The 11,131-nt window shown below is 66.4% G+C and carries 8 protein-coding genes and 1 pseudogene; 8 read left to right on the forward strand and 1 reads right to left on the reverse strand.

What is annotated here, in order from left to right; all coding sequences use genetic code 11:
* Positions 1-128 precede the first annotated feature (128 nt).
* The 8 genes and pseudogenes from QW887_RS01110 to QW887_RS01145 all read left to right on the forward strand — a co-directional run bounded on the left by QW887_RS01110 (position 129) and on the right by QW887_RS01145 (position 9,551).
* On the forward strand, positions 129-1,625 hold the full coding sequence (locus QW887_RS01110) for a CoA-acylating methylmalonate-semialdehyde dehydrogenase (RefSeq protein ID WP_315714439.1): 1,497 nt from the start codon (positions 129-131) through the stop codon (positions 1,623-1,625).
* Between the two features lie 184 nt (positions 1,626-1,809).
* Positions 1,810-2,955 carry an acyl-CoA dehydrogenase family protein gene (locus QW887_RS01115; RefSeq protein ID WP_315714438.1) on the forward strand — a complete coding sequence of 382 codons (1,146 nt, stop codon included), beginning with the start codon at positions 1,810-1,812 and terminating at the stop codon, positions 2,953-2,955.
* On the forward strand, positions 2,952-4,028 hold the full coding sequence (locus QW887_RS01120) for an enoyl-CoA hydratase/isomerase family protein (RefSeq protein WP_315714437.1): 1,077 nt from the start codon (positions 2,952-2,954) through the stop codon (positions 4,026-4,028). The genes QW887_RS01115 and QW887_RS01120 overlap by 4 nt, the downstream gene beginning before the upstream one ends.
* A gap of 10 nt (positions 4,029-4,038) precedes the next feature.
* Positions 4,039-4,947, forward strand: a pseudogene (gene mmsB / locus QW887_RS01125) (3-hydroxyisobutyrate dehydrogenase); the annotation flags it as partial.
* Positions 4,947-6,677, forward strand: coding sequence for an AMP-binding protein (locus QW887_RS01130; RefSeq protein ID WP_315714436.1), 1,731 nt, complete (start codon positions 4,947-4,949; stop codon positions 6,675-6,677). The pseudogene mmsB and the gene QW887_RS01130, both read left to right, overlap by 1 nt.
* A 6-nt stretch (positions 6,678-6,683) precedes the next feature.
* On the forward strand, positions 6,684-7,160 hold the full coding sequence (locus QW887_RS01135; protein ID WP_315714434.1) for a MaoC family dehydratase: 477 nt from the start codon (positions 6,684-6,686) through the stop codon (positions 7,158-7,160).
* Between the two features lie 132 nt (positions 7,161-7,292).
* The gene (locus tag QW887_RS01140; RefSeq protein ID WP_315714433.1) at positions 7,293-8,210 is read left to right on the forward strand and encodes an SDR family NAD(P)-dependent oxidoreductase; all 918 of its coding nucleotides are present in this window, start codon (positions 7,293-7,295) and stop codon (positions 8,208-8,210) included.
* A gap of 96 nt (positions 8,211-8,306) precedes the next feature.
* The gene (locus QW887_RS01145) at positions 8,307-9,551 is read left to right on the forward strand and encodes a TIGR03862 family flavoprotein (protein ID WP_315714432.1); all 1,245 of its coding nucleotides are present in this window, start codon (positions 8,307-8,309) and stop codon (positions 9,549-9,551) included.
* 427 nt (positions 9,552-9,978) lie between these two features.
* Here QW887_RS01145 and QW887_RS01150 read toward each other — a convergent pair whose 3' ends face one another.
* Positions 9,979-11,058 (reverse strand): D-TA family PLP-dependent enzyme, encoded by a 1,080-nt coding sequence (locus QW887_RS01150; protein ID WP_315714431.1) that lies wholly within the window; start codon positions 11,056-11,058, stop codon positions 9,979-9,981.
* Positions 11,059-11,131 lie beyond the last annotated feature (73 nt).

Genomic DNA, 11,131 nt, shown 5'->3' on the forward strand with positions numbered 1-11,131 from the left:
ATCGTGCCGACCGAGCGAAGGGGCGGCATTTTCGCAGCGCCGATCAGCGCTTAGACCCTTCCCAAACGCCGCAAAGACTGCAAGATGCCGGCCAATTCGGCACTGCTTACCCCTGCGGAGGATACCCCATGCGTTCGATCGGTCATTTTATTGGCGGCAAAGAGGTCAAGGGCACGTCTGGACGGACGGCCGATGTCTTCGAGCCCATGACCGGCGACGTTCAGGCCAAGGTCGCGCTGGCGTCCCGCGCCGAGCTCCGGGCCGCGGTCGAGAACGCCAAGGCGGCGCAGCCGGCCTGGGCCGCCACCAATCCGCAGCGCCGCGCGCGCGTCATGATGAAGTTTCTGGAGCTCGCGCAGCGCGATTACGACCAGCTCGCCGAGCTGCTGGCCCGCGAGCACGGCAAGACCGTTCCAGATGCCAAGGGCGACATCCAGCGCGGCCTCGAGGTGGTTGAGTTCGCCTGCGGCATTCCGCATTTGATGAAGGGCGAGTACACCGAAGGTGCCGGTCCGGGCATCGACATCTATTCGATGCGCCAGCCGCTCGGTGTCGTTGCCGGCATCACGCCGTTCAATTTCCCGGCGATGATTCCGATGTGGAAGTTCGCTCCCGCCATCGCCTGCGGCAATGCCTTCATCCTGAAGCCGTCGGAGCGCGATCCGGGCGTGCCGATGAAGCTCGCCGAGCTGATGATCGAGGCCGGTCTGCCGCCGGGCATCCTCAACGTCGTCAACGGCGACAAGGAGGCGGTCGACGCCATCCTCGAGGATCCGGACATCATGGCGATCGGCTTCGTCGGCTCGTCGCCGATCGCGCAGTACATTTATGAGCGCGCCGCCGCCCACGGCAAGCGCTGCCAGTGTTTCGGCGGCGCCAAGAACCACGCCATCGTGATGCCCGACGCCGATCTCGACCAGGCCGTCGATGCGCTGATCGGCGCCGGCTACGGCTCGGCCGGCGAGCGCTGCATGGCGGTGTCGGTTGCGGTGCCCGTCGGCAAGACCACGGCCGACCGGCTGATGGAGAAGCTGATCCCGCGCGTGGAAAGCCTCAAGATCGGCACGTCAGTCGACCCATCGGCCGATTTCGGCCCGCTGGTCACCCGCGAGGCGGTCGAGCGCGTGAAGAACTACGTCGACATCGGCATCAAGGAGGGGGCGACGCTCGCCGTCGACGGCCGCGGCTTCAAGATGCAGGGCTATGAGAACGGCTTCTACATGGGAGGCTGTCTGTTCGACAACGTCACCAAGGACATGCGGATCTACAAGGAGGAGATCTTCGGGCCGGTGCTGTCGGTCGTTCGCGCCAAGGACTATGCCGAGGCGCTGGCGCTGCCGTCGGCGCATGATTACGGCAACGGTGTCGCGATCTTCACCCGCGACGGCGACGCCGCGCGCGACTTCGCGGCCAAGGTCAATGTCGGCATGGTCGGCATCAACGTGCCGATCCCGGTGCCGATCGCCTACTACACCTTCGGCGGCTGGAAGAAGTCCGGCTTCGGCGATCTCAACCAGCACGGCCCGGATTCGATCCGCTTCTACACCAAGACCAAGACGGTCACCTCGCGCTGGCCGTCCGGCGTCAAGGAAGGCGCGGAATTCTCGATCCCGCTGATGAAGTGATGAGATGAACTGACAACAGTGGGAGCCCGCTAGGGCTCCCACTCCGTCATCGCGAGGAGCGGAGCGGCGAAGCAACCCAGGCTGCCTCCGCGGAAAGACTCTGGATTGCTTCGCTTCGCTCGCAATGACGGAGTGTGAAGAGGCGCCACTGCCAACAAACAAGACCAGGAAACGCGGAGAACGGATGCAGTTCGCTCTCGACGAGGATCAGATCGCGGTGCGCGACATGGCGCGCGCCTTCGCGGCGGAGAAGATCGCGCCGCATGCGCTGCGCTGGGACGAGGAGAAGCATTTTCCCGTCGATGTGATGCGGGAGGCCGCAAGCCTCGGCATGGGCGGCATCTACATCCGCGACGATGTCGGCGGCTCGGGTCTCAGCCGGCTCGATGCGGCGCTGATCTTCGAGGCGCTGGCGACGGGCTGCCCCACAGTGTCGGCCTTCATCTCGATCCACAACATGGCCTCATGGATGATCGACACCTTCGGTACCGAGGCCCAGCGCCAAGCTTACCTGCCGAAGCTCTGCGCCATGGACCTGATCGCGAGCTATTGCCTCACCGAGCCGGGCGCGGGCTCCGATGCGGCGGCGCTGCGCACGCGCGCGGCGCGCGAGGGCGACGACTACGTGCTCAACGGCCAGAAGCAGTTCATCTCCGGCGCGGGCGCCACGGATATCCTCGTTGCGATGGTTCGCACGGGAGCCGACGGTCCCGGCGGCATCTCGACCCTGGTGATCGATGCCAATACCCCCGGCGTGTCGTTCGGCGCCAATGAGCGCAAGATGGGCTGGAACGCGCAGCCGACCCGCGCGGTGATCTTCGAGAATGCGCGCGTTCCGGTGGCCAACCGGCTCGGCGAGGAGGGCATCGGCTTCAAGATCGCCATGGCCGGGCTCGACGGCGGCCGCCTCAACATTGCCGCGTGCTCGCTCGGCGGCGCGCAGGCGGCGCTCGACAAGACGCTGGCCTATACGAAAGAGCGCAAGGCGTTCGGCAAGCGGCTCGACGAATTCCAGGCGCTGCAGTTTCGCATCGCCGACATGGCAATCGAGCTGGAGGCGGCGCGCACCTTCGTCTGGCGCGCGGCGGCTGCGCTCGACCGCAAGGATGCTGACGCGACCATGCTGTGCGCTATGGCCAAGCGCTTCGGGACCGATGTCGGCTTCGAGGTCGCCAACCAGGCGCTGCAGCTGCATGGCGGCTACGGCTATTTGAGCGAATACGGCATCGAGAAGATCGTGCGTGACCTGCGCGTGCACCAGATCCTCGAAGGCACCAACGAGATCATGCGCCTGATCGTGTCGCGCAAGCTGATCGAGGCGGCGCGATGACCGAGGCTATCGAAGGCGACCTGATCGTCCGCCGCGAAGGCTCGGCCGGCATCATCCGGCTGAACCGGCCGAAGGCGATCAACGCGATGACGCTGGAGATGTCGATGGGCATCGACGCCGCGCTGGATCGGTTCGAGGGCGATCCGGCCGTCGCAATTGTCGTGCTCGAAGGCGCGGGCGAGCGTGGACTTTGTGCAGGCGGCGATATCCGCGGGCTCTATGAGAGCTCGAAGACGAATGGCGATCTCGGCAAGGTGTTCTGGCGCCAGGAATACATCATGAACGCGCGCATCGCGGCGTTTCCAAAACCCTATGTCGCCTATATGGACGGGCTGGTGATGGGCGGCGGCGTCGGGCTGTCGGCGCATGGCCGCCACCGCATCGTGACCGAGAAGACCAAGCTCGCAATGCCCGAAGTCGGGCTCGGCTTCTTTCCCGACGTCGGCGGCACCTGGCTCTTGTCGCGCGCGCCCGGCGAACTCGGCGCCTATTTCGGCCTGACGGGGCAGACCATGAACGGGCCCGATGCGATCCATGCGCGCTTTGCCGATGCCGTGGTGCCGACCGAGAAATGGCCGGCGCTGCGCGAGGTCCTGACCAAAGTCAGGCCGGGGACGCTGTCGATCGAGATCGACCGGCTGATCGCAGGCTTCGCGACGTCGGAGACGTCCGGCCCGGTGGCGGCGCAGCAGGCCAAGATCGACGCCTGGTTCGCCCATGACAGCATGCACGACATCTTTGCCGCCTTGAAAGCGGACGGCTCGGAGCTCGCGTTGGCGACGCTGAAGACGCTGCAGGAGAAGTCGCCGCGCGGCATGGTCGTGACGCTCGAGCTGCTGCGACTGGCACGCGGTGCGGCGTCCCTGGAGGAATGCCTGGTGCGCGAGTATCGTGCGGCGCTCGAAGTGTTCCGCAGCGACGATTTCCGCGAGGGCGTGCGTGCGGCGATCATCGACAAGGACCGCAATCCCAGATGGTCGCCGCCTGATGTCGATCAGGTGACACCGGACATGCTGGCGCCATATCTTGCCGAGATTGGCGCCGACGAGCTGACCTTTCCGCAGAGCAGATAACAATCAGGTCGAGGGGAGAGAACGAACCATGGCAACGATCGCATTCATCGGCCTCGGCAACATGGGTGGACCAATGGCCGCCAACCTGGTCAAGGCCGGCCACAAGGTGGTCGCGTTCGATCTGGTCGAGACCTCGCGCGCCCAGGCCAAGGCCGATGGCGCCGAAATCGCCGACAGCGCCGTCGCCGCGGCCAAAAGCGCCGATGCCGTCGTCACCATGCTGCCGGCCGGCAAGCATGTGCAGGCGGTCTGGAACGAGGTCGTGCCGGCGATGTCCAAGGGCGCGCTGATCATCGATTCCTCGACCATCGACGTCGAGAGCGCGCGCGCCGCGCATGCGCTGGCCACAAGGCACGGCATCGCCGCCGTGGACGCGCCGGTGTCCGGGGGCACCGGCGGCGCCAAGGCCGCAACGCTTACCTTCATGTGCGGCGGCGAGGAGAGCGCGTTCGCTGCGGCCAAGCCGATCCTTGAGAAGATGGGCAAGAAGATCGTCCATTGCGGCGGCGCCGGCGCGGGGCAGGCGGCCAAGATCTGCAACAACATGATCCTCGGCATTTCGATGATCGCGGTCAGCGAGGCGTTTGCGCTGGGTGAAAGGCTCGGCCTGTCGCATCAGGCGCTGTTCGACGTCGCCTCGACCTCGTCGGGGCAGTGCTGGTCGCTGACATCCTATTGCCCGGTGCCGGGCCCAGTGCCGGCTTCGCCCGCCAACAACGACTACAAGCCCGGCTTTGCGACCGCGCTGATGCTGAAGGACCTCACGCTGTCGCAGGACGCCGCCAAGGCCGCCGGCGCGGCGACCCCGCTTGGCCAGCACGCGCAGGAGATCTACAAGGCGTTCGAGGCCGCCGGCCATGGCGGCGTCGATTTTTCCGGGATCATTCAGCACGTTCGCAAGCTCGCCGGGACCACCTGATGACGACATTCAAGGACGCACGCGCGTTTCTGCTGGCGCATCGCACCGACTACGATGCGGCCGTGAAGGGTTTCCGCTGGCCCGATGCCGTCCCGTTCAACTGGGCGCTCGACTGGTTCGATGCCGAACTCGCGTCCGATCCGGAGAGCCGCGACCGCACCGCGCTTTGGATCTTCGACGCCGCGCAGGACCGCCAGACCAAGCTGTCGTTTGCGGCGTTGTCGCGCCGCTCCAACCAGGTCGCGAATTTCCTGCGCGCGCAGGGCTTGAAGCGCGGCGACCATCTGCTGCTGCTGCTCGGCAACGTCGTGCCGCTGTGGGAGACGATGTTGGCGGCGATGAAGCTCGGCGTCGTCGTGATCCCCGCGACGACGCTGCTGACCACCGACGAGTTGCGCGATCGTCTGGAGCGCGGCCGCGCCAAGGCCGTGGTCGCGGCGCAGGATCAGGTTGCGAAGTTCGCCGATCTGGGCGCCGATGATCTCGTCCGCATCGTCGTCGGCGCGCCGGCGGCACCTGCCGGCTGGCTGCCGTTCGAGCAGGCGGCCGGCGTAGCCGAGGCGTTCACGCCGGATGGGCCGACGCAGCCGGATGATCCGATGCTGCTCTATTTCACCTCGGGCACCACGGCCAAGCCGAAGCTGGTGCGGCACAGCCATCGCAGTTATCCGGTCGGCCATCTCTCGACCATGTACTGGCTCGGCCTGCAGCCGGGCGACGTGCACCTCAACATCTCCTCGCCGGGCTGGGCCAAGCATGCCTGGAGCTGCTTCTTCTCGCCCTGGAATGCCGGCGCCACGGTATTCGTGGTCAATCAGCCGCGCTTCGACGCCAAGGGGCTGCTCGCGATCATCAAGCGCTGCGGCGTCACGACGCTGTGCGCGCCACCCACGGTGTGGCGGCTGTTCATCCAAGAGCATCTCGCCGACTTCAAGGTCTCGCTGCGCGAGGCCTGCGGCGCCGGCGAACCGCTCAATCCGGAGGTGATCGATCAGGTGCGTGCCGCCTGGGGGCTGACGATTCGCGACGGCTATGGCCAGACCGAAACCGCGGCGATCGTTGGCAACTCGCCGGGCCAGAAACTGAAGATCGGCTCGATGGGGCGGCCGCTGCCGGGCTATCGCGTCGAGGTCGCCGACATCGACGGCAATCTCTCCGGCGAAGGCGAGATCACGCTGGCGCTCACCGGCGAGCGTCCGGCCGGCCTGATGCAGGGCTATCAGGGCGACGACGGTCAGCTGTCCGGCGCCGATGGCATGCGCTACCGTACCGGCGACGTCGTGTTCCAGGACGATGACGGCTATCTCACCTTCGTCGGCCGCTCCGACGACGTGTTCAAATCGTCCGACTACCGCATCTCGCCGTTCGAGCTGGAAAGCGTGCTGCTGGAGCATGAGGCCGTCGCCGAGGCTGCCGTTGTGCCGTCTCCGGATCCCATCCGTCTTGCTATACCGAAAGCCTATGTGTTGCTGACGGCGGGCGCGGAGCGCTCGCGCGCCACGGCGCTGTCGATCTTCACCCATCTGCAGGCGCGCCTGGCGCCATTCAAGCGCATCCGCCGGCTCGAGCTCGTGAGCGAGCTGCCGAAAACGATCTCCGGAAAAATCCGCCGGGTGCAGCTGCGCAGGCTGGAGCACGAGGACAACCGCACGGACCATCTGCGCGGCACGGAATTCAAGGAAGAGGATTTCCCGGAGTTGAAAACGAGGCCATCCGGGCACGAGGTGTAGGAACGCATGAACAAGATCTGGAAGAAGCCGCCGATTTCGCTTGCAGCCTATCAGGCTATGGTCGGCCAGGAGATCGGCGTGTCGTCATGGCACGTGCTCGATCAGAAGCGCATCGACACCTATGCCGACGTGATCGAGGATCATCAGTTCATTCACGTCGACCCCGAGCAGGCCAAGGCGACGCCGTTCGGCACCACGATCGCGCACGGCTTCCTGACGATGTCGCTGCTGTCGGTCATGTCCTATGAGGTCATGCCGGCGATCGAGGGTACGGCGATGGGCGTGAACTACGGCTTCGACAAGCTGCGCTTCATCTCGCCGGTGAGATCGGGAAAACGCGTGCGCGGCCGCTTCGTCCTTGCCGAAGCCACTCTGCGCAAGCCGAAGGAGCTGCAGTCGCGCACCAACGTCACGGTCGAGATCGAGGGCGAGGACAAGCCCGCGCTGGTCGCCGACTGGATCGGACTCATCTATCTGAGCTAACTCACCTCGTCACAACCCACCCTTCGTCATCGCCGGGCTTGACCCGGCGATCCATCAAGTCCGAGAGTCTTTCGAAGTGGATGGATGCCCGGGTCGAGCCGGGGCATGACGAGCGACAAATAGGAACGACACATGGCAATCAGATTCGACGGACGCGTCGCCATCGTCACCGGCGCAGGCAATGGTTTGGGGCGCGCGCATGCGCTGGGGCTGGCGAGCCGCGGCGCCAAGGTCGTGGTCAATGATTTCGGCGGCGCGCGCGACGGCACCGGCGGCTCGATGACCGCGGCGGAGACGGTGGTCGAGGAGATCCGCAAGGCCGGCGGCACCGCGATGGCCGACGGCGCCGACGTCTCGAATTTCGAGCAGGTCACCGCGATGGTGGAGCGCGCCAGCAAGGAGTGGGGCAGCGTCGACATCATGTGCGCCAATGCCGGCATTCTGCGCGACAAGTCGTTCGGCAAGATGGAGGTTGCCGATTTCGCCAAGGTGCTCGACGTGCATCTGGTCGGCAGCTTCTACTGCTGTAAGGCGGTGTGGAACGGCATGCGCGAGCGCAACTACGGCCGCATCGTGCTGACGACGTCGTCGTCCGGCCTGTTCGGTAATTTCGGCCAGGCCAACTACGGCGCGGCCAAGACCGGCATGGTCGGCCTGATGAACGTGCTGGCGGAGGAGGGCCGCAAGACCAACATCCGCGTCAACATCATCTCGCCGACGGCTGCGACCCGCATGACCGAGGAGCTGCTGCCGCCGCAGGCGCTGCAGCTGATGAAGCCGGAATCGATCACGCCCGCGGTGGAATATCTGCTCAGCGAGGACGCGCCCACGCGCACCATCATGGGCGCGGGTGCGGGCTCGTTCGCGGTCATCAGGATCCTGGAGAGCGAGGGCATCAACCTGCCGCCGGAGGAGTGGACGCCGGACGCGATCGCCGCGCATTTTGCCGAGATCAGCGACATGTCGAAGGCGCGGGCGCTGCAGGGTGCGTTCGAGCAGACACAGAAATACGTCGGTCAGGCCGCAGCGCGGCTGGGGATCAAGCTGTAAGGCACCATACGCATCGCACCCTCCGCCGTCATGGCCGGGTCAAGCCCGGGCATGACGACCTGTTGTGTGGTGACGCCATGGCCCTAAACTCCAGTCATGACCTTATCCAAGCAAGTTGCCGTCATCGGAGCCGGGCCGGCCGGGCTGATGGCGGCCGAGGTGTTGGCTGAGGGCGGTGCCGCCGTCACCGTCTACGACGCGATGCCGTCGGTCGCGCGCAAATTCCTGATGGCAGGGCGCGGCGGCCTCAACCTCACCCATAGCGAAGAGCTGTCCGCCTTCCTGTCGCGCTATCGCGAGGCGGCGGCGTGGCTGGAGCCGGCCATCCGCGCGTTCCCGCCGCAGCGGCTGCGCGACTGGTGCGAGGCGCTCGGCGAGCCCACGTTCATCGGCTCCTCCGGCCGCGTGTTTCCGACCGCGATGAAGGCCTCGCCGCTGCTGCGCGCGTGGCTGCGCCGGCTGGCCACGCAGGGTGTGCGCTTCGAGCTGCGGCATCGCTGGACCGGCTGGGACGAGGCAGGGCGGCTGACATTCGAGACACCGGCAGGACTGCGCGCGATCACGGCCGATGCGACCGTGCTCGCGCTCGGCGGCGCCAGCTGGCCGCGGCTCGGCTCCGACGGGGGCTGGGCATCGCTTCTCGCCGCGAAGGGTGTCGCGATTGCGCCGCTGCGGCCGGCCAATTGCGGCTTCACTGTCGCCTGGTCGGACATCTTCCGCGGCCGCTTCGAAGGCCAGCCGCTCAAAGGCATCGCGCTGTCGTTTGCTGATCGCAGCGTCCGCGGCGAGGCTATCGTCACGCGCGACGGCATTGAAGGCGGCGCGGTCTATGCGCTGTCCGCCGAGTTGCGCGAGGCAATCGCTCTGGAAGGCGCGGCCATTCTTGACGTCGCGCTGCGACCCGATCTTGCGACCGCCGATCTGGTCAAGCGGCTGTCAGCGCCCCGCGGCAAGCAGTCGTTCTCGAATGTCCTGCGCAAGGCGCTGCAACTGTCCCCCGTCGCGATCGGCCTGCTGCAGGAGGCGGCAAAAGCGCAAGGCCTGTCGCTGTCATCGCTGTTGCCGGACCGTCTCGCTGCACTGATCAACGCCGTGCCGATCAAGCTGACGGGCACCGCCGGACTGGCGCGCGCGATCTCCAGCGCCGGCGGCATCGCGCGTGACGAACTCGACGCCGACTTCATGCTCAAACGCCTGCCCGGCGTGTTCGCCGCCGGCGAAATGCTCGACTGGGAAGCCCCGACCGGCGGCTACCTGCTGCAGGCGTCGTTTGCGACCGGGGTCGCCGCGGGGAAGGGCGTGTTGAAGTGGCGTGCGGGGGAAATGGCAGGCAATGTCTGACCAGCTTCCCGAGCCCTGGTCTTGGATGACGGACGATCAGCTCCGTGCCGCGTTCGAAGAAGAACTTGCGCGCGAAGTAGGTCCCAATCATGCGCTGGCTAATCGGTCCCTCAGGATCGTCGCCCGACGCGAGGACTGCGACGACGTTCTTGTAGCGCTCGGGGGAGGCTGCGTGGCTCAAGTCCATTTGACGTGGACACGGCGCCGCGAGCTTGATCCTCGCTGGCCCGAGGCCGTCATCTACGATTCCATGGAAGATTGGCGGAACAGTTGCAGTGAATAGCCGAGCGGGCGGCCACAAACACCGTCGTCATTCCGGGGCGCCCGGAGGGCGAGCCCGGAATCCATAACCACGATCGGGCGTATGGATTCCGGGCTCAGCCGCTAGTGCGGCTGCCCCGGAATGACGCTGCGAGAGAGTTTCGCCCTACCGCAGCTTGCCGCGGGCGGCGACCGGCAGCGTGCCCAGGATCTCCTCGCCGCGGACCATGACGACCTCGTCCATCATGTTGACGACGACGCAGACGTGGTTGGGGATGATGCGCACGACGTCGCCGACATTGGGACGGGTATTGCTGCGCGACAGGTCGAGGAAGCCGTGCTCCTCGGCGAAGCGCGCGATCTTCGCTTCCGGGTGCTCCAGGATCAGTCCGTGGCCGTCGAGGCCGCCGGTATCCGTCGTCAGCGTCTTAGAGCCGGCGTCGAGGATACCGCGCTCCGGTGCAGCGCGGCTGACGACGGTCGAATAGATGTGCAGCGCGCAGTCGTCCCAGGTCGCGACACCGGCGGCGACCTGCATGCGGTCGTTGTAGATGTAGGTGCCGGGCCGATGCTCGGTGGCGCCCTTGAGCTTGCCGAGATTCTTCAGGTTGGGCGAGCCGCCGGTCGAGACGATGGCCGCGTCCAGCCCGTCGGCGCGGACGCCGGCCAGCGCCTCGTCATAGAACCGCTGCGTCTCGTCCCAGCCGGTCTCGGTCGGATACAGCATGAAGCCGGCGAAGCGCAGGCCGTCTGACGCTGCGATCTGGCGCGCGAGCTGGATCGCTTCCGTCGGCGTCTCGACGCCGGCGCGCTTGCGCCCAGTGTCGCATTCGACCACGACCGAGAGCGTGCGGCCGGATTGTTTTGCCGCCTGCGGCAGGCCGGCGATCACGGTCGCGTTGTCGGCGGCGACCGTCATGTCGGCCTTGGCTTGCAGCGCGGCGAGGCGTGCCATCTTCTCCTCGCCGATCAGGTTGTAGCTGATCAGGATATTGTCGATGCCGGCACCCGCCATGATCTCAGCCTCGCCGATCTTCTGGCAGGTGATGCCTTGCGCGCCCGCCTCGATCTGCAGCTTCGCGAGCACCGGGCTCTTGTGCGTCTTGATGTGCGGCCGGTTGGCGACGCCCGCGGCCTCGCACTGGGCCTGAATGCGCGCGATGTTGCGCTCGACCCTGTCCATGTCGATGACGGCACAGGGCGTGCCGTACTCCCGGGCGATCCTGGCGGCGAGCGGGGTGGTCATGTCATTTACTCCATGTTGCCGTCATTGCGAGGAGCGAAGCGACGAAGCAATCCAGAGTCCGGCTGCAGCCCCG

The organism is Bradyrhizobium sp. SZCCHNRI3052, assembly GCF_032484895.1.
Classification (GTDB): Bacteria; Pseudomonadota; Alphaproteobacteria; order Rhizobiales; family Xanthobacteraceae; genus Bradyrhizobium.

What these genes read in the sequence shown, in the direction of transcription:
- QW887_RS01110 (WP_315714439.1), top strand. Translation starts at nt 129, where the DNA reads ATGCGTTCGATCGGTCATTTTATTGGCGGCAAAGAGGTCAAGGGCACG.
- QW887_RS01115 (WP_315714438.1), top strand. Translation starts at nt 1,810, where the DNA reads ATGCAGTTCGCTCTCGACGAGGATCAGATCGCGGTGCGCGACATGGCG.
- QW887_RS01120 (WP_315714437.1), top strand. Translation starts at nt 2,952, where the DNA reads ATGACCGAGGCTATCGAAGGCGACCTGATCGTCCGCCGCGAAGGCTCG.
- QW887_RS01130 (WP_315714436.1), top strand. Translation starts at nt 4,947, where the DNA reads ATGACGACATTCAAGGACGCACGCGCGTTTCTGCTGGCGCATCGCACC.
- QW887_RS01135 (WP_315714434.1), top strand. Translation starts at nt 6,684, where the DNA reads ATGAACAAGATCTGGAAGAAGCCGCCGATTTCGCTTGCAGCCTATCAG.
- QW887_RS01140 (WP_315714433.1), top strand. Translation starts at nt 7,293, where the DNA reads ATGGCAATCAGATTCGACGGACGCGTCGCCATCGTCACCGGCGCAGGC.
- QW887_RS01145 (WP_315714432.1), top strand. Translation starts at nt 8,307, where the DNA reads ATGACCTTATCCAAGCAAGTTGCCGTCATCGGAGCCGGGCCGGCCGGG.
- QW887_RS01150 (WP_315714431.1), bottom strand. Translation starts at nt 11,058, where the DNA reads ATGACCACCCCGCTCGCCGCCAGGATCGCCCGGGAGTACGGCACGCCC.